Below are 18977 nucleotides of genomic sequence, written 5' to 3'. Positions count from 1 at the left end.
ATTGTTCTTTGACCTCATGGCGTTCTATTACCTTGATCTTACTAGTAATGGGTGTATTGTTAACAGCCTGTACTTCAGATAAACCAAACGAAGCATCAGTCCCTGCACAGGACGAGATACAAGACTCTGGACAGACGATTACAGTAATTCAGCAGAACTCAACTAATAAAATTAACGATAATGCAGAACCTGCAAGCAAGGAGAAGTATCAGATCCAGACGAGGCTATCTGATTTCCAGCTGATCTCGGACACGACAGGAATCGCGTGGGGTTCTACACGTAACGAGCTGCGGCTGTATTTAACACAAGATAACGGAAAGATATGGAAGAATATATCGCCGTCTACCTCGGTGCAATTCCTGACGAATCCTCAATATGGGAAAGATATATTCTTCATTGACTCATTGACTGGCTGGGTGGTACGGAATTCGCAAGGTTCCGCGGAGACGGTCGTACTGCGGACGGTAGATGGAGGAGCCAATTGGAAATTAGCCTCACTGCCTCAACAAGCTAAATCCTCTGCAATTTTTTTCATATCTAAGAATGTAGGCTGGATCATTACCGAGGATGATCAGAACTCCCTAAATATGCACAAAGCCCTGTACCGTACGAAAGACGGGGGAGTAAATTGGGAGAAAATTATGGATAATTCGGCCAACATTGAAATTAGGGGAAGCAGTCCATCTCCAACGATTGGATCATTAATGGGTATGGTATTCACGGATAACCAACATGGATATGTGACCTCCCTAATCCTAGGTGAACCCCATCTTCACATCACCAATGACGGAGGGGTGACCTGGAATGAGAACAAGAACTTCTCCAATCTCGATAAGTACCAAGACTGCGAACAATTCACCAGCAGTGCTCCTGTCTTCTTCGGTGAAGGGGCCAAAGAAGGCTGGATCTCGGTCGGCTGTACCCGGAAGGCGCAGACCAAGTTCAATGCTTATTACACACCGGACTCGGGGAATACATGGAAATTCTTCTCATTTCCGATTGGTTGGCAATCTGGTGAAAATCAGCTCCTGTCCCCGACATTCTTGAATAGCAAGGAAGGGTGGGCACTTCAATCCGGTAAGGTATTCCATACTACGTCACAAGGGGTTAAGTGGGAGGAACTGCCTGAAAGCTCAGTGCTGATGCAGACTATGAAAAAGTATCCGGAAGTGGTCAAGTTCCAGTTCTATTCGTCGAAGGTAGGCTGGCTGCTAGTCCAGAACAATGATCTTAAACGTTCCTTATTGCTTCAAACCCAAGATGGTGGGATCCGCTGGCACGTGCTTTGAACAAGCCGTGTCAGTTTTTTTGTATTGAGGTCCAATTCCTGTAATGTAGAATTCAAGTTTCTCTTGTGGACGCATATATATAAGTATGCGGAAAGTGATTGCTTTCTTTGGTGTCCATGGGAAGGGGGCAGAAAATCATGCAAACTGGCTTTGAAGTGCTCGACACGGCTGGGACCATCTTTCCAATATTCTTCTTCATTATCATTACAATTCTTCTAGTGTCTGTGTCTGGAGGGCTATACCGATGGTTTAGCAATAATAAAAAGCCCATTCTAAGTGTCAACTCCGTCATCAGCAGCAAAAGAACAGCCGTAACCCATCATCATGACTCAGATTCTTCTGCTCATCACTCCAGTACTACTTATTATTTGACCTTTGAAGTGGAGAGCGGGGATCGGTTGGAGTTCAGGGTGAGCGGAGAGGAATTCGGGCAATCTGCAGAAGGCGATGAAGGGACCCTTACCCTACAGGGCAGTCGTTATCTCGGATTCGAACGGAACGGACGAATCCATGCAGATACTTCACTGGATCGCAGAAATGTAAGGAGACACTCTCATATGTAAGATTACGTCTTGACCGCCTTTCCTCTAAATAGAGGCAGGTGGTCTTTTACTATTCGTGTTAGTCCACAACAAACAAAGACCCCCGAAGGAGTTCGGAGGTCTGATTGTACGTGATTATGATGTAACCTGTTCAGGCTTAATCAATTGATTAAGCAGCTTCAAGGCAACCTTACGACCGCTGGAGAATGCTCGCTCAGCCAGTTCCCCTTTTCCTACACAGCCATCTCCACAAAAATAGAATGGAACTTCAGGGAGACGGTTGGGCAGCAGCCGGTTCGTACTGATATTCTTCACGCTGGATACCATAGCTTTCTTTGAAACCCGCTTAACTTCCACGGCTTCCCGCCAGCCCGGATAATACTTGTCGAACAAGCCTTCCATATTCTCGGTTTTCTTGTCCATGTAGGCCTTCCGTTCTTCTTCGTCCTGAAAGTCATCTTTCAAATAAGCAATACCCTGCAGCAGCTGTCCGCCTTCAGGGACTACGGTATAGTCCGTGGCCGAGACATCACTGATGAACATCTTGTTCGTCATATCGCTAATATAATGGAACGGCCTTGCCACAACTTCCTTGAAGCCAAGATCATATACCATAACTTCGGTAGACGTATTGTCTTTGTAAGGATCAAGATGGACAGCCCATTCCGTATTCTCAAGCAGTTTAACTGCTTGTTGAACCGGAGTAGCAATAACTACCTTATCGAATACAAGTGCTTCATGATTCTTAGTCTTGAGGATGAACTTGCCATTCTCCATAACTATCGTCTCTACGGGTTCCTTTAGAGCAATATTCCATTTCTCGTTATGGTCAATCTTGTCCTGTAGCTGATCCGTTATCGTTGCCCAGCTGCCCAGGATATAGTTGACAGGCTTCGAGGAGAGGAAGAGATTATGATAATATACTGCGATAACTTCTCCGGATACTTTTCGGGCATCGGACGGGGTAATGAAGAAGTTGGAGCAGACGAGGTGCTGCCATAGCTCCTTAACATCCCCAGCTGCGTGGGACTGGTCCAGATAGTCACCCAATGTGGCATAGTTCTTCAAGTGATGAACATTTCCAATGATGGCTGCTATTTCTCCAACAAACCGCACTTTTTCCATGGCAGTCAATACATCTGTCTTCATTATATTCACAAAATCCAGTGGAGCTGGTGTCAGATGATCCTTCTTAGCATAGACGACTTTGCGTTTGTCTACCTGCTTACTCTCAAAAACCAGTCCGAGGTCTTCTTCCATGTGATGCAGGGTATGACGGTCGATTCCATAAATGGCATGAGCTCCATAATTGAGGGTGAATCCCGATTTCTGGTACGTAAAAGCTCGGCCGCCGAGCTGTGGACTGCGTTCGAATACGGTGCCTTCCAATTCGCGGTTTTCGGATAAATAGGCGGCGGCGGTCAAACCAGCTAAACCTCCACCGATAATTGCGATCTTCATGAACGTACCTCCTAAATGTTCTGCGGAATCAAATAATTCAATAGGATGAGCTATCTCCAAACGTGCCGAATGACAGCTCAATTTCCTAATCACAAGCAAGGATTCACTAATAGTATATGCTATTCATGAAAGCGCGTCCATAGAAACGGACACGTTTTGTTCATACTTGGTATCGCAATCATTTCCTTATATGAAGCGAATTTTGTATGAATTTAACATTTATTTTAGTCACAAAATGGGCGAACGCACATAGGATATAACGTTGATGAAAGTGTTTATAAGGAGGAAGAACTGCTGAAGATTGTCCAAATGTGTATTAAAAACAAGACCTATTTTGAGGAGGAAGCAAGTTATGTATAATCCGCAATACCGTCCAGTTACTTACAGGGTTGGAAACAACAATAACATAGGAGCACCCATGGGAAGCTCCGGGCAAGCCATGGGCTCTCAGATGGGCTCTCCGATGGGATCACCAATGGGTGCCCAGAACGGCTCCCAAATGGGTACCACCACAGGTCCTGCAGTTGGAGGAACTGGTACTTATCCGCCGCCTTTAAGCGTTAATTCAATTTCACCTCAAGGAACGGCTATGGTATCACCACAGAATTTCACCGAGCAGTCCTTCATTGAGAATATTTTACGTCTAAATTTGGGTAAGGTAGGCACATTCTATATGACCTATGAGAACAACCGGGAGTGGAATGCAAAAATATTTAAAGGGGTAGTGGAAGCGGCCGGCCGTGACCACATCATCATCAGTGATCCGAATACCGGGATGCGCACGATCCTGCTAATGGTGAACCTGGACTATGCTACTTTTGATCAGCCATTAGTGTATCAATATCCCGGCGTAATTGGGAATCCGCCTGCACAGCAGACAAGATAAGCTTATACAGAGTAACATTATTCATAGGACAACAATCACGCTAAGCCTGGATACATATCGGCTTAGCGTGATTTTGCATGAAACCTATTCTTAATCACAGAGCGATAAGCTGGATCATTATCCAGAAATTTGAGTGTAGATGTCATATCCTGAAATTTGACTGTATAAGGTATAATAATATAATAATTATATGAATGAAGATTACGATCATGATTTGAATACCGAAGGAGGTGCACCTGTTCGCCGCCGAGATTTAGCTGTGGACAGGAAACGTATTGGACAGTGACCCTTTACCAAGTATTTTGCAAGTGGGAAGTATTATATTATTAGTGGTGCTAAATGGATTCTTCGTGTCCGTAGAATTTGCTATGGTGAAAATCCGCAGCAGCCGTATCGAAGCATTAGCAGAAGAAGGACGACGGAATGCCAGGATGGCAAGAAGAATTATTCAGAATCCTGAAGCTTACCTGTCCGCCTGCCAGCTCGGAATTACTTTATGTTCGCTTGGGTTGGGCTGGTTAGGAGGACCGCTTGTTGCTGCTATGCTGAAGCCGGTATTTTCGCTTTTTGGATGGGGACCTTCACTGTTACAGGGAGTGTCCTTTACTGCCGCCTTTATTCTTGTTACCGTGCTGCATATTGTTCTCGGTGAGCTTGCACCCAAAGCGATAGCAATCCGCAAGGCAGAGAATATCACACTGCTCTCGGCAGGACCCATGTCAATCTTCTACAAAGCAGTTTATCCTTTTATATGGGTGCTTAATGGACTTGCGAATGCGCTGCTTCGGCTTATGCGCGTATCCCCAGCTTCGGATCAGGATAATGTGCATACAGAAGAAGAGATTCGTGTTCTGATGAAAGAGAGTGGAGAGAGCGGACTGCTCGATAGTACGGAGCTTAAGCTGGTGGATAACATCTTTGAGTTCGCTGACACGACTGCCCGGGAGATTATGATCCCCCGTACGGAAATGATCTGTTTATACTCCCAAAATACACTTGATGAAAATTTGGAAATCGCGCTCGAAGGTATGCGCACCCGTTATCCGGTATGCGATAACGATAAAGATCACATTATTGGATTTATCCATATTAAGGATTTGATCCGTACTGGAAGCTCTGACTACAGGGATTTGCTCAGACCGATGATGACGGTACCTGATTCAATACCTATTAGTGACCTGATGAAGCGCATGCAGAGGGGAAAGACCCAGATTGCGCTACTGATCGACGAGTATGGAGGTACTTCAGGAATAGTTACTCTCGAGGACATCGTCGAACAAATTGTAGGGGAAATTCAGGATGAATTCGATGAAGAACGGCCAGGGTTCGAGCAAATTGGCGACAATACGTATTCGATTGACGGTCTAATGTTAATAGACGCCGTGAACGACCGATTCGGTCTGGAAATGGATTCTGATGATTATGATACGATTGGCGGCTGGTTATACTCAAGGATTGAGGTTCTCCCGCCGCGTATCGGTCAATCTGCTGAATATGGCGGCTGTACGTTCATTGTAGAAGAAACCGATCAGAAAAGAATTTCTCGGATTAAGCTGCTTAGACATGAGGCTTTTGCCCAGCTTGAAGAGGCAGGCGCTTAATAACGTAAGTCACCCAGCATAACTTATGCTGGGTTTTTTTGATGTATAATTTAGCATTATCAACTAATTTGCATCTTTACACTAAAGCGTTCAAGTTGTAATGTAATGTGGAAGGAGGGATAAACATTTGACTTTTCGAGTAGAAGTTCAATTTGAACCCATACATGAGTTAATTAACAGTCTGCATACCTATATATGCAGAAGCTCCCATAAAAAAATTGACCTGTCCTCCAGCTGGGCTACATCGGCTAAAAAGCTCTTAGCACCGGAGTTTGCGAATATGCTTGATGAAACGGATGTCGATGCTGACTGGAAACTGATGTATTTGCTAGTTCATTTGTGCCCCGACAAAACTGAAGTTTCAAGTTTTATTAGCTGGTTGGAGAACCTTACGCTAGGTGAATTGTATGATATGATTGCAGAGTACAGTACTTATTTGCCTGAGAATATGGGGAAATTTCACTCCAAGTCATTAGTGTTGTTTGGGCAATGGAATGAACTTTATTTCAAGAATATCCGGCCCGAGATCCTCACTTCATTGCATCAAGAAAAAAAGTCCAGACTAGACAAGCTGCTTGAAATGAATTCCGAATTATTTATCGATTCAACCACGAATGGTCTTATGTTCAAGCCAATAAGTGGGCTCGAAGAGATAATACTGATCCCGCAATTCCATTTTCAGCCCATTAGTGTAATATATCATTACGGTAAATTCACAATTTGCAGTTATTCAGCGCGAATTTATTTCGCTGATCATGATGAGAATATAAGTCCACAGAACTATCGAATGCTCCGAAGTGTGGGAGAAAAGAGCCGACTTAAAATTTTGCGCTATCTGAATAAGGGGCCTCGGAGCTTCATTGAAATCGTTCGATATTTAAAATTATCTAAGGGAATTACACATGATCACATCTCCAATCTCCGCAGAGCGGGTTTAATCTATGCCCACTTCGAGGGTGAAGCGTTAACAGAATACAGTCTGCGACCAAGCGGACTCGAAGAAATGCAGAAGAACCTACTTGAATATATAACCGAATATTAGATTCATGTCATTAGAGCCATTCTTTTCTTTAGAAAAGAGTGGTTTTTTTATAACTTTATGGGTATCCAATTTGCAATTTTAAATTTCTTTTGTAGTTCTCTCTTTACAGAACCGATCCTCATCCATATAATTACAGTATCGATCATAAATCATAGTTTGTTGATCGGAATTTAATATTAAAGATAATGGAGTGGATTCTATGAGAAAAGGTGCAATTTTATTAGTCTCACTATTGGTTGGAAGCTCGCTGCTCTTAAATGCTTGCTCCGACAGTCAGGATGATGCGATTCCTCCATCAAGCAGTACAACTGCAAAAGGGGGGGCAGTAACAGAGACCAAAGTGTCTACAGAACAGGCTGCAGCCCAAAATATTAAGGCTTCTGATCTGTCCAAACTTCCGGACATAGCCAAGCAGCGGACAGATACCATCATTGTTGGTCTGACCGACCCATCAGGTGCTTTTGTACCCTACTTCACACAGAGCGGATACGACGGGAACGTTAATTCACAGCTGCAAGCTTCCTTGGTCACAACGGATAATGAAGGTGTTCCGGTTCCAGAGCTTGCTGAGAAATGGGATATTTCAGCAGACAATTTAACTATTACATATCATTTGCGCAAAAATTTGAAATTCAGTGATGGCTCACCCGTTACTTCGGACGATGTTGCGTTTACCTGGACCATACTACATGATAAAGCCTACGCAGGAGATACACCTATTGATGTAGTGCATGTGAAAGGCGGAGCAGATTATAAAGCAGGTAAAGCAAGTACAGTGACTGGAATCAAAGTAATTGATCCACTGACCATCTCAGTCACACTTGATCAGCCAAACGCAACCGCACTTACAACACTTGGTGGACCTGTGCTCTCCAAAGCTTATTACGGCAAGGATTATAAATTTGGTCAGTTGGACTATATCAAGAAGCTCTATCTTGCTCCCGTTGGAACAGGCCCTTACAAGCTTGAGAAGTTTATCCCCGGGCAGGAAGTACGCTTTGTAGCTAATGAGTACTATTACAAAGGCATACCCAAAACAAAGCATTTTATATATAAAACTTCTGAAGGAGATACGTGGCAATACCTGGAGACTGGGGAAATCGATTTTGCCAGTTTTAGCGCCACCCAGGAAAATATCGATAAGCTGAAGGGACTTGGCTTTGTTAATGTAATTCCATATACCCCAAGTACCTACGGCTACCTACAAGTAAACTTAGAACATGAACAACTGAAGGATAAGAAAGTAAGACAGGCAATTACCTATGGATTAGATCGCCAGAGCATTTATGTTGATGCTGCACAGGGTGCTGGTGAAGTTGCCAATATTCCATCCTCTCCTATTTCATGGGCATATACTCAAGATGGAATTAATCCGTATAAATATGATCCAGAGAAAGCGAAGCAACTGTTGGATGAAGCAGGATGGAAGGTGGGTTCAAGTGGCATACGAGAGAAAAACGGAAAAAAACTCACTCTCCATTACTTGGGCTTTAAAAGTAAGAGTACCGATATCTTTATTCCTATCGCAAAAGAAAACTTCCAAGCGATCGGCATTGATTTCCAACCTGAAGTATTCGCGGACTTTAATGCCCTGGTGTCTAAAGTGGAAAGCAAGGACTATGACCTCGCAAGCTTCTCAACGCCTATGCTAAGTGACCCGTCCGACGGCCTTTCTATGTTCCTCCCGACTGGTGAGGTTAAAGGTTACGACAACCCTAAGTTTATTGAACTCTATAACAAAGCGTTGGCCACATCCGATATAGAAGCGAGAAAAAGGACATATAAAGAGATCTTCCAACTAATTAATGACGAGCTTCCAGTAATCTTCACCAACTACAAGAAGACTGTTTACGGCTATAACGGCAGAATAGAGAATCTCAGCATAAGTCCATTTAACGGAATTTCAAGTAGTCTTCCTGAATGGTCCCTCAGCAAGTAAAAATTCAGTCCTGTAGCTCTTCTTAAGAGGAGCTACGGGATCTCATAAGGAGCCGGTCATGAGCACTTATATTTCTAAGAGACTTATTTACATGCTGATTATACTCCTGGCTGCATCGCTGCTCGTTTTTAGTCTATATGCACTTACTCCAGGTGATTTTATTAGTGGAAATTTGAAACTGTCTCCTGAACGGAAGGCGGAGCTAAGGGAAATATATGGACTGAACCAACCCTTACTTGAACGCTATTTCATATGGATGAAGAATGCTCTTCATGGTGATTTTGGATACTCTCTGGCACAGCAGACACCAGTTCTTACCCTGTTTAATCAATACATTTGGAATTCATTTCTGCTTGCGATCGTATCTACATTCATGACCTGGTTGATCGCTGTCATTATTGGTGTCAATGCCGCCTATAAGCAGTACTCCTGGTTTGATACGCTGGTTATGGTCGGAACCTTTGCTGCGATGTCAATTCCTTCTTTCTTCATCGGATTGTTCTTAATTAAAGTCTTGGCTGTTGATCTTAAATGGCTGCCTCCAGGAGGGATGTTGGCTACGGGCAGTAATGCAACGGGGCTGGCTTATCTACGTGAAGTTGTTCATCATATGACTCTCCCAGTTATTGTCATGACCCTGCTTGGGCTTGGATCTCTTACTAGGTATTTCCGCAGCAATATGATTGATGTAATCAAGCAAGATTATATACGGACCGCTAGGGCCAAAGGCCTCACTGAGAGAAAGGTGCTGTTCACTCATGCGCTCCGAAATGCACTTCTTCCTGCAATCACGCTGGTCGGATTCGAGCTTCCGGCATTATTTGGAGGATCATTGATTATTGAAAAAATCTTTAATTGGCCTGGTATTGGTCAGCTGTATATGCAGTCATTTGGATTGCGGGACTATCCTCTCTTGGTCGGTTTTACTATGCTGATTGCCGTCTTGACGGTAATAGGCACCCTGTTGTCGGATATCTTGTACCATATAGCCGATCCACGCGTCAAACTGTAATAAGGAGGTCGTCATTATGTCATCCATGAGCGAGATTTCTACAGGTAAAGTTCCAAAGAGAACACCGTTGAAATCCTCCATCTGGAAGCAATCCATGCATCGTTTGTTCAAGGATAAGCTGGCCGTTACCGGGCTCATAGTTGTAATTATTATGTTCATTGCATGTTTTATCGGGCCAATCTTCTCTCCGTATTCAGCTAACAAGATTCATATGAATATAATGAACCACCCGCCGAATATGAGACATTGGCTGGGTACAGACGGGCTCGGCAGGGATGTGCTTACCCGTGTTCTCCAGGCTGGGCGAATATCGCTTACCGTAGGACTTGCTTCGATGATACTCTCTGTCTTCATCGGTACACTTTTGGGAGCTATCGCCGGGTATTTCAGAGGAATTATTGATCAAATCATTATGCGTGCTGCAGATTTGCTGCTCACCATTCCAAGTCTTCCACTTCTATTTATATTCGGTGCACTTCTATCTGAGTGGAAAGTGCCAACGGACTACAGGATGTACATCGTAATGGTCATGCTTAGTTTAATCGGTTGGCCATCACTTGCTCGAATGGTTAGAGGACAAATGCTGAGTCTGCGTGAGCGGGAATTTATGCAAGCAGCGACCGTCTTAGGACTAAGCAGCAGACGCAAGCTCTTTCACCACCTGCTGCCCAATATCGTCCCTTTGCTGATTGTAATTGCTACCTTAAATATCGGGGGATCTATCCTCACTGAATCCGTCCTCAGCTTCTTCGGACTGGGTGTTATGCCGCCGACAGCAACTTGGGGGAATATGATCGATGCCGCGAACAATATGCTAGATTTTCAGAATCGTCCCTGGCTCTGGATTCCACCCGGGTTCTCTATATTTGTCACAGTGATTGCAATTAATATTTTTGGTGACGGTCTGAGAGATGTACTTGACCCGAAAAAGAAGAGGTAGGTGGACAGCCCGTTGAAGAATTTACTTGAAATCGAACACCTGAGCACTCACTTTACAACAGAAGAAGGAACGGTGAGGGCCGTTGATAATATTAGTCTTCGAATCCGCTCAGGCGAAACCGTATGTATTGTAGGCGAATCTGGCTGTGGAAAAAGCATTACCGCATTGTCTGTAATGGGTCTTATCGAAGAACCATCCGGCAAAGTTGTTGAAGGTTCAATACATTTCGGGGATAAGGATCTTCTGAAGCTTGGCAAGAACGAACTTCGTGCCATCCGAGGGAATGAAATCGCTATGATTTTCCAAGAGCCTATGTCATCACTCAATCCGGTCATTACAATAGGTGAACAGATTATTGAACCGTTGATGGTTCACATGAACATGGGGAAGCGAGAAGCTCAAAAGCAAGCAATACGTCTGATTGAGCAGGTCGGGATTTCAAGAGCGGAGCAGATTGCCCGAAGTTACCCGCATGAGTTAAGTGGAGGTATGCTGCAGAGAATTATGATTGCCATTGCCATATCCTGTAATCCAAAGCTGCTCATTGCAGATGAGCCAACTACAGCACTGGATGTGACCATTCAGGCACAGATTCTCGACATGCTCCGTAAATTCAAACAGGAATCAGGGATGTCTATTCTCTTGATTACCCATGATCTCGGTGTTGTTGCTGAAATGGCGGATTATGTGATTGTTATGTATTCCGGTAAAATTGTAGAAGAAGGCGAAGTTGTAGAGCTATTCTCCAACCCTAAGCATCCCTATACAAGGGGACTACTCAAATCCAAACCGATTATTAATCAGCGTCAAGATGAACTGTATTCGATCCCGGGACAGGTACCTAATCCGCTCGAACTGGAAAGTTCTTGTTATTTCCATGACCGTTGTGACAACTGTATGGCGATCTGCCGGACTGATGAGCCTGCTCTAAAAGAGATTACCATTCACCAGAAAGTGGCTTGTTGGCTTTATGAGGAGGGTGCTTTACATGTCCATAGCTGAGGACTTGCTTGAGGTTAATCATTTGAAGAAGTACTTTCCCATAAAGTCCGGTCTATTGAACCGAACCACAGGATATGTTAAAGCTGTCGATGATATCAGTATTCAGATTAGAGTTGGGGAGACCTTCGGCCTTGTTGGGGAATCTGGCAGTGGGAAGAGCACAGTAGGGCGTTCCATTGTAAGGTTGATCGAGAAAACTGAGGGTGAGGTAAAATTTAAAGGGATCAATGTATACGATTTAGGTCCAGAGGAGCTTCGAAAGCTCCGCCCTCAGATGCAGCTAATCTTCCAGGATCCCTATAGTTCACTAAATCCACGTGTACGCGTAGGTGACGCGATCGGTGAGGCACTTCTTGATCATGGGCTCGCCACCCGAGGGGAGATTCGGGATCACGTAGAAGAAGTGCTTCGTTCTTGCGGACTGTCATCGTACCATATTGACCGATTCCCGCATGAGTTCTCTGGCGGTCAACGTCAGCGGATAGGGATTGCAAGGGCACTCATCTTGAACCCGGACTTAATTATCGCGGATGAGCCCGTATCGGCGCTTGATGTCTCTATTCAGGCGCAGATTATTAACTTATTCCGTAATCTTCAGGAGACGCGTGGGCTGGCGTACTTGTTCATTTCCCATGATCTTAGTGTTGTGGAACACCTATGTAATCGGATTGGTGTCATGTACCTGGGCTCCATGGTCGAGACGTCTTCGAGGGACGAGTTATTCCAGAACCCGCTACATCCTTATACGAAGGCGCTTCTGTCAGCAGTACCGATCCCCATCCCGAAATTAAAAAGGGAGAGAATTGTACTTAAGGGGGATATTCCAAGTCCGGCAAACCCACCGCTGGGCTGCAAATTCCACACAAGATGTCCATTTGCGATTGGGCGTTGCAAGGAAGAAGTTCCCGAATTCCGCGATGCAGGAGGGAACCACTTTGTAGCTTGTCATTTAGCATAATTTTACTCGAAGAGTGGCCTGTACTCTTGTCCCATAGCTACTATAGGAGTCAAAGCAGTAAATAAGCGACACTGTGTAACATTTTTCAGGCGCCTGCCTGATGTGTTATTCAGTAGTTCTAATCTAAATGAAGATTCAAAAAGGCATTCCGACTGGAATGCCTTTTTGCTATTTCACATGATTTGCGACTATAAAAGCTCCTTATCCAATACATTCCCATATTATGACCCTATTTGAATCTGTGAGGTGGAGTGGGGAGAATTGGAAGGACAAATGATATGTTATTAAAAGCTTCTTCTAGTGTAACAGCCTGACGCTTAATCAATCCATTTGACATTACTCTTCCATGAGGTTCCTCTTTATCTTTATTAAGAGGGAAGCTTGACCTAGCTAGGCTAGTTTCCATACAAGCCTTCTTCCCGAATACCACTTGTGCGATTCCCATTCTAAGCTGCTGTACATTCTGATAAATCGGTGCCACGGCTTGCGTGAAGGTGGGAGGGGAGATTAATAGTATGCCAAGGGCGAAAGAAGCAGAGAGGATACCGAATAACTTGAATCTTCGCATTATTATACGAAGCCGCTTTTCTTTCTGAATGTTATGCCTGACTTTTAGCCAGGAAGCACGTCTTAGCTCCTCGGAAGGGAGCGAAGAATTCGGCGATGTGATGAACACTTCGCGTATGAGCTCATCGAGTTCATCTTCATATTCGGGATCCCACTTTGGTGATTTTCTTCGCATGAATATCGCCCCACTCCTTATTCAGCATTTTTTTGATACTTTCCCGGGCACGATACAGCCTTTGTCTTACTACATTCTCTTCGGTATTCAGCTCGTCTGCAATTTCCCTGTAAGAAAGTCCAAGCTTCCAACGGTATTCAATGAGCAGCTTGTATTCTGGCTTCAACCGGTCCAAATAAGATATGATGGCTTCTTCTAACATCTTGGTCTCGACCGTCTGTTCTACAGAGGGTTCGGGATTATGGGGTTCTATATTTATAAAAACACTGTCCGAATCAAAGTGGTTACGGTAATTTTTACTTTTTCTCAAATAATTAATTGCGGTATTTCGGGTTACGACCTTTAGCCAAGACTTCATCTTCTGCTCGTTCTCGAACGTGGGCTTCTTACGGATGACCTTTAAGAAAGCTTCCTGGATAATATCCTCTGCTGCCGAATGATCCTTCACTATGTATACAATTATGCTGTACACCAGATCGTAAAAGTCATAGTAAATCTGCTCTTGAATGATCTCGCTGAGATCATGAAAATTGGCAGCCAGAAGGTAATGCAACCTCTCCGGCATGATAATCTCCTCTCTACTAGCAACGCTCCCAAATGAAAAAAACCACCGGTAATAGTTAGTAGGATTCATAGCAGAAAAGGTGGTGTTCTGTTGATATTTTACCTCATTTTTCCTAATAATGATATGTATTACATAAATATATACACTTATACACCGCAATAAAAGGGCTCTTCTATTGAGAAGAACCCTTACACAGCAGGTTGTTCAGGCTAAGATACAAACACTTATTCATCATCCAGTGTTAATGAGTTATAATCCTTCGCATCCCGCTTAGCAGCCATAGCCGGAGAGTCGGAATTTCCAAATTCCTCAACTGTATGCCAAGCATCGGCGTCATCAAAGCGGCCGGCATTTTGCTGGCGATGCTCCCCAGCTCCTTTTGGCGGAAGGGTCATGACCTCTTCTTCAACTGGGCGGTCATCTGAGACTGTACGTTCCGGTGTGTGATCAATACAATAGGCGGTATAAGGAATGGCTTCCAGGCGTTCGAATGGAATATCCGAGCCACAGGTAACACATACACCGTACTCACCTGACTTGATACGTTCAAGAGCCTGATTAACCTGATCAAGCTGGTTGTCCAAATTCTCATCGATAGCCATATCCCGGCTGCGTTCAAAGGTTTCGGTTCCCACATCCGCAGGATGGTTATCCACTGCGGTTAATTCCCCGGTTGACACGCGAAGTGAATCTGTACCTTCGTTCTCATTTTCATTCTCAGAGAAATGCTGCTCCAAACCCTCTTTTTCTTCTAAAAGGCTATGTTCAAGCTTACTCAACTGTGATTTCGTTAAATGGCTCATTGTGTGTTTCCTCCTCAGCTTTTCTTATGCATTCTTACCCCTTACTTGGGCGGAGTGACACATTCCATCATTAGACAGTAATTGTTAACCCTGTTCGCGTGATTTGTTTGAACAGTTTTTTGCAAGCATTTGAAAATTTACATCCTATTTACCTCTATCAGAAATGCTGCTGATGAACGGCTCCTACAATGAACTCATACGGAAACAACAAAAAGTCACAACAAATCACATGAAGGCTTAAGGAGGAGTAAGGTCAGTGAGAAAAGCGATTATGGGGTTAACTGCTGTGGTCCTTGCCGGTACCATGTTGTCCGGATGCGGAAAGACAGAAACTACCACCGCAAATGCTACAGCGAATGCAGGTGCAGCCATCAGTCTTGATGAGCTGCAGAAAAGTGCTAAGGGTGAAGGCTCTATTGTAAGTGTTGGGATGCCTGATTCCTGGGCCAACTGGAAGGACACCTGGAATGACATTCAAACGAAATACAGCTTGAAGCACACGGATACCGATATGTCCAGCGCCGAAGAGATCGCTAAATTTGATTCCGAGAAGGATAAGCCAACTGCAGATATTGGGGATGTAGGAATGGCTTTCGGACCTGTAGCGGTAGATAAAGGCGTTACACAGCCATACAAAACTTCTCACTGGGACGAGATTCCGGATTGGGCCAAGGATAAGGACGGGAACTGGATCGTCGGTTATCAAGGAACGATCTCCATTCTGACTAATACCAAGAAGGTGGCTAATCCGCCTAAGAGTTTCGATGATCTTCTTAAAGGAGATTACAAAATCTCCGTCGGCGATGTATCCAAGGCTGCGCAAGCCCAAAGCGCTGTATTGGCGGCTGCCATTGCTTTTGGTGGTGACGAAACCAATATCGAGCCAGGTATTGCTTTCTTTGAAAAGCTGGCTAAAGCCGGCCGTCTTTCCAAGACTGAACTTTCACTGGCAAACCTGGAGAAGGGTGAAATTGATGTCGCCTTCCTGTGGGACTTTAACGCCCTTGGTTATCGCGCCCAGCTGGGACAAGATCAATATTCTGTATCCATCCCTTCAGAAGGTAGCGTAGTGAGCGGTTACGCAACCATTATTAATAAATATGCACCGCATCCGAACGCAGCCAAGCTGACTCGTGAATATATTCTAAGCGATGAAGGCCAGATCAATCTCGCTAAAGGGTTCGCCCGTCCGATCCGGGATAATGTCAAGCTTCCAGATGATGTAGCTGCCAAGCTGCTTCCTACGGAGGATTACAAGACGGCCAAGCCGATTAAAGATTTCAAAGCTTGGGAGGAAACCTCCAAACAAATCCCTGAGCTTTGGCAGGAAAGAGTTCTTGTACATTTGAACTAGGATTTGAATTCGTATTGAATGCTGTGCTATCTATCAATCATAGCTGTACACCTTTACAGTTACTTCCCTCGCCCGGGAAGTAACTGTTTCGGCTAAGAAGGAGACTCCTAATGTTGAAAAAGCGTATGGACATCAAGCTGATTCTGGCTCTGATTCCTTTTTGCATATTGATTATCGGTTTTGAGCTTCTTCCCGCTGTTTCTGTAGTGATGGAGAGCTTCACGGGGAACGAAGGAGGATTCTCCCTGGAACAATACGTCTCTGCGTTCACCAAGATGTTCTATTTGCAGTCGATCAAGAACAGTCTAATGATCTCGGCCGTCTCAAGCTGCATCGGGATTATCGCAGGGCTGTTCATTGCCTATGCCATCACCAAGGTATCTGAGCAGACGAGAACCCGCGTTCTGATGATCTCGAATATGACCTCGAATTTTGCAGGTATTCCGCTGGCCTTTGCCTATATTATCCTGCTTGGAAGCAATGGCATCTTCACTATTCTGTTCGAGCAGTGGGGCCTGCCTATTTTCTCGGGGTTCAATCTCTATTCGTGGTCAGGGCTCATTCTTGTGTATGTCTATTTTCAGATTCCGCTCGCTGCTCTGCTTCTGTATCCGACCTTTTATGGCATTCGGGAAGAGTGGAGGGAGGCTTCAGCTCTGCTAGGAGCAAGCACCTATCATTTCTGGCGCCGCATCGCGCTGCCCATTCTGCTTCCTGCTGCTGCAGGTACATTCACCATTCTATTCGCAAATGCAATGGGTGCCTATGCAACGGCTTATGCACTTCTTGGGGGCAATTATAATCTGCTGGTGATTCGGATCGGATCGCTTGTGGCAGGGGATGTCTTTACTAGACCCCAGCTCGGAAGCGCGCTTGCCATGGTTCTTGGTCTTACGATGGTGCTGTCTCTATGGATTAATGAGCGTCTGATGCGCAGAGTGAGGAGGGATCTCGGATGAAGAAAGGCCGCGCTTTCCCCAGAGTGATCCTAACTGCAACCCTGATCTATTTGCTGATTCCTCTTCTGGCAACCTTGCTCTATTCTGTTGCGAAATCCTGGCAGAATACGATTCTGCCTGAATCTTGGACACTTGGATGGTTCCGCGATTTATTCATGGATCCCAGATTTACTCTTTCATTATGGAGAACGCTCTGGATCTGCTTCTTGAGTGTAGGCTTAAGTGTGGTTGTTATGCTGCCGACCATCTTCATCGTCGTGGTGTACCTTCCGCGTCTGGAGAAGCTACTGAATGTATTGGTGCTGATTCCCTATGCGGCACCCGGTGTGGTGATGGCTGTAGGACTCATCAAGCTTTATTCCTCCGGACCGGTTGCGATTGCCGGCACCATGTGGATACTGGTCGGAGTCTACTTCGTTGCTGTGCTGCCGTACATGTACCAGGGTATCCGCAACAGCATGCGCACGATCCGTACGATCGATCTGATCGAAGCGGCTGAGCTGCTGGGAGCGAGTAAACTCATGGCTTTTCGCCGGATCATCGTCCCTAATGTGCTTCCCGGTATCCGGGTATCTGTACTGTTGTCCTTCTCTATCTTGTTCGGAGAGTTCGTACTGGCCAATCTGCTCGTTGGCGGCCAATTTGAGACCATTCAGATCTACTTGTACCACCGGTTAAGCGAGAGTGGTCATTTAGCCAGTGCGGTTGTGATCTGTTATTTCCTGGTTATTCTTATACTCTCAGGAATACTGTTAGCCCTTAGCGGTATTCTTGGACGTCAATCTACTGCAGCCTCCAAGAAAGGATCGGGACAATGAGCTATTTACTGATAGAAAATGTGAACAAAACATACAATTCTACTTCTGTACTGCATGAACTTAATCTTGAGGTTATGGAAGGGGAAATGGTAACTCTGCTCGGTCCAAGCGGATGTGGAAAGAGCACTCTCTTAAGATGTATTTCTGGCCTGACGGACATGGATAAAGGATCGGTACATCTTGAAGGCCGTAATATTACACCACTCGCTCCAAAAGACAGGAATGTAGGGATGGTATTTCAATCCTATGCGCTCTTTCCAAACATGAATGTCTATGACAACATTGCCTTTGGGCTGTCCATGAAGAAGAAATCCAGCCAGCAGATCAAGTCACGAGTGGAAGAGATGCTTCAGCTGATTGATTTGACGGAGAAGGCGAAATCTTATCCGCATGAGCTGTCCGGAGGGCAGCAGCAGCGTGTCTCCTTGGCAAGATCTTTGGCCGTTGAGCCTAAGCTGATGCTGATGGATGAACCTTTAAGTGCACTCGATGCCAAGATCCGCAAGCACCTTCGGACCGAGCTGAGACAGATCCAGAAGCGGGTAGGCATGACGATGCTGTTTGTGACCCACGATCAGGAGGAGGCTTTAACGATCTCCGATAAAATCTGTCTGATGAATCAAGGACGTATTGTCCAGACGGGCTCGCCTGACGAAGTGTACTCCAAGCCGAAGGATGAATTCGCAGCTCGGTTCATCGGGAGCTACAACGTACTCTCTGGCGAGGAGCTGTCCATGCTGCTTGCAGAGCCTGCCTATTCGAAATCCGCTGGTAAATATGCACTTCGGCCTGAAGCCATTCATGTCAAGCAGAATAGTCTGGGACTCCAGCCAACCTCAACAAGCAGCGGTTCAGATGCTGCAGCCCATATCTGTCTTGGTCTCGTTGAGGAAGCCGTTATGCTCGGCAACATTATTCGCTACCGCATCGAGGCGAATGGGGTGAGGCTGCTTGCAGATGTGCTGAACGGAGACCAGGCGATGAAGTTCCATGAGGGTGACGCTGTGCAGATCCAGTTTGACAGGCAGGCATGCTTGCCTCTTGCTCCTTCAGGTACGTAAGCG

The 18977-nt window shown here is 45.2% G+C and carries 18 protein-coding genes; 14 read left to right on the top strand and 4 right to left on the bottom strand.

Translation table 11 applies throughout. The annotated features are described in order from the left end of the window. Positions 1-8: 8 nt before the first annotated feature. Entirely contained in the window at positions 9-1289 is a 1281-nt protein-coding gene (locus tag EJP77_RS02460) for a VPS10 domain-containing protein (RefSeq protein ID WP_127197583.1), read from the top strand. Positions 1290-1426: 137 nt separating this feature from the next. Beyond that, positions 1427-1852 (top strand): DUF2500 domain-containing protein, encoded by a 426-nt coding sequence (locus EJP77_RS02455; protein ID WP_127197582.1) that lies wholly within the window; start codon positions 1427-1429, stop codon positions 1850-1852. Between the two features lie 114 nt (positions 1853-1966). On the opposite strand, the gene EJP77_RS02450 is transcribed toward EJP77_RS02455, so the two are convergent. Beyond that, positions 1967-3292 carry a phytoene desaturase family protein gene (locus tag EJP77_RS02450; RefSeq protein ID WP_127197581.1) on the bottom strand — a complete coding sequence of 442 codons (1326 nt, stop codon included), beginning with the start codon at positions 3290-3292 and terminating at the stop codon, positions 1967-1969. A gap of 352 nt (positions 3293-3644) precedes the next feature. Here EJP77_RS02450 and gerQ point away from each other — a divergent pair, with 352 nt between their 5' ends. The 8 genes from gerQ to EJP77_RS02410 all read left to right on the top strand — a co-directional run bounded on the left by gerQ (position 3645) and on the right by EJP77_RS02410 (position 12672). Then, entirely contained in the window at positions 3645-4178 is a 534-nt protein-coding gene (gerQ, locus tag EJP77_RS02445) for a spore coat protein GerQ (protein WP_127197580.1), read from the top strand. A 368-nt stretch (positions 4179-4546) separates the two neighbouring features. Next, positions 4547-5779 carry a hemolysin family protein gene (locus EJP77_RS02440; protein WP_246021699.1) on the top strand — a complete coding sequence of 411 codons (1233 nt, stop codon included), beginning with the start codon at positions 4547-4549 and terminating at the stop codon, positions 5777-5779. Between the two features lie 127 nt (positions 5780-5906). Then, on the top strand, positions 5907-6821 hold the full coding sequence (locus EJP77_RS02435) for an ArsR/SmtB family transcription factor (RefSeq protein WP_127197579.1): 915 nt from the start codon (positions 5907-5909) through the stop codon (positions 6819-6821). 199 nt (positions 6822-7020) lie between these two features. Then, complete coding sequence (locus tag EJP77_RS02430; protein WP_127197578.1) at positions 7021-8760, top strand: ABC transporter substrate-binding protein; 1740 nt, start codon at positions 7021-7023, stop codon at positions 8758-8760. 58 nt (positions 8761-8818) lie between these two features. Then, on the top strand, positions 8819-9772 hold the full coding sequence (locus EJP77_RS02425; RefSeq protein ID WP_127197577.1) for an ABC transporter permease: 954 nt from the start codon (positions 8819-8821) through the stop codon (positions 9770-9772). 16 nt (positions 9773-9788) lie between these two features. Continuing rightward, entirely contained in the window at positions 9789-10712 is a 924-nt protein-coding gene (gene opp4C, locus EJP77_RS02420) for an oligopeptide ABC transporter permease (RefSeq protein ID WP_127197576.1), read from the top strand. Between the two features lie 12 nt (positions 10713-10724). Beyond that, positions 10725-11714: an ABC transporter ATP-binding protein gene (locus EJP77_RS02415; RefSeq protein WP_127197575.1), complete on the top strand. Its 990-nt coding sequence runs from the start codon at positions 10725-10727 to the stop codon at positions 11712-11714. Beyond that, positions 11707-12672 (top strand): ABC transporter ATP-binding protein, encoded by a 966-nt coding sequence (locus tag EJP77_RS02410; protein WP_127198274.1) that lies wholly within the window; start codon positions 11707-11709, stop codon positions 12670-12672. The genes EJP77_RS02415 and EJP77_RS02410 overlap by 8 nt, the downstream gene beginning before the upstream one ends. A 229-nt stretch (positions 12673-12901) precedes the next feature. Here the strand turns inward: EJP77_RS02410 and EJP77_RS02405 are convergent, their stop codons facing one another. The 3 genes from EJP77_RS02405 to EJP77_RS02395 form a co-directional block, all read right to left on the bottom strand. Further along, positions 12902-13414, bottom strand: coding sequence for a hypothetical protein (locus tag EJP77_RS02405; protein WP_127197574.1), 513 nt, complete (start codon positions 13412-13414; stop codon positions 12902-12904). Then, on the bottom strand, positions 13377-13979 hold the full coding sequence (locus tag EJP77_RS02400; protein WP_127197573.1) for an RNA polymerase sigma factor: 603 nt from the start codon (positions 13977-13979) through the stop codon (positions 13377-13379). The genes EJP77_RS02405 and EJP77_RS02400 overlap by 38 nt, the downstream gene beginning before the upstream one ends. A gap of 224 nt (positions 13980-14203) precedes the next feature. Further along, complete coding sequence (locus tag EJP77_RS02395) at positions 14204-14782, bottom strand: TraR/DksA C4-type zinc finger protein (protein ID WP_127197572.1); 579 nt, start codon at positions 14780-14782, stop codon at positions 14204-14206. A gap of 271 nt (positions 14783-15053) precedes the next feature. Between EJP77_RS02395 and EJP77_RS02390 the strand changes: the two genes are divergently transcribed. The 4 genes from EJP77_RS02390 to EJP77_RS02375 all read left to right on the top strand — a co-directional run bounded on the left by EJP77_RS02390 (position 15054) and on the right by EJP77_RS02375 (position 18974). Next, the gene (locus tag EJP77_RS02390; protein WP_127198273.1) at positions 15054-16136 is read left to right on the top strand and encodes an ABC transporter substrate-binding protein; all 1083 of its coding nucleotides are present in this window, start codon (positions 15054-15056) and stop codon (positions 16134-16136) included. Positions 16137-16246: 110 nt separating this feature from the next. Beyond that, entirely contained in the window at positions 16247-17095 is an 849-nt protein-coding gene (locus EJP77_RS02385; protein WP_127197571.1) for an ABC transporter permease, read from the top strand. Then, positions 17092-17913: an ABC transporter permease gene (locus EJP77_RS02380; protein WP_127197570.1), complete on the top strand. Its 822-nt coding sequence runs from the start codon at positions 17092-17094 to the stop codon at positions 17911-17913. The genes EJP77_RS02385 and EJP77_RS02380 overlap by 4 nt, the downstream gene beginning before the upstream one ends. Next, the gene (locus EJP77_RS02375) at positions 17910-18974 is read left to right on the top strand and encodes an ABC transporter ATP-binding protein (RefSeq protein WP_127197569.1); all 1065 of its coding nucleotides are present in this window, start codon (positions 17910-17912) and stop codon (positions 18972-18974) included. The genes EJP77_RS02380 and EJP77_RS02375 overlap by 4 nt, the downstream gene beginning before the upstream one ends. The last annotated feature ends 3 nt before the right edge of the window (positions 18975-18977 follow it).

Origin of the sequence: Paenibacillus zeisoli (assembly GCF_003994465.1) — a bacterium.
Lineage (GTDB): Bacteria > Bacillota > Bacilli > Paenibacillales > Paenibacillaceae > Fontibacillus > Fontibacillus zeisoli.
Note: the sequence above shows the minus strand (reverse complement) of the source record. Positions and strands in the feature narration are given on the sequence as shown.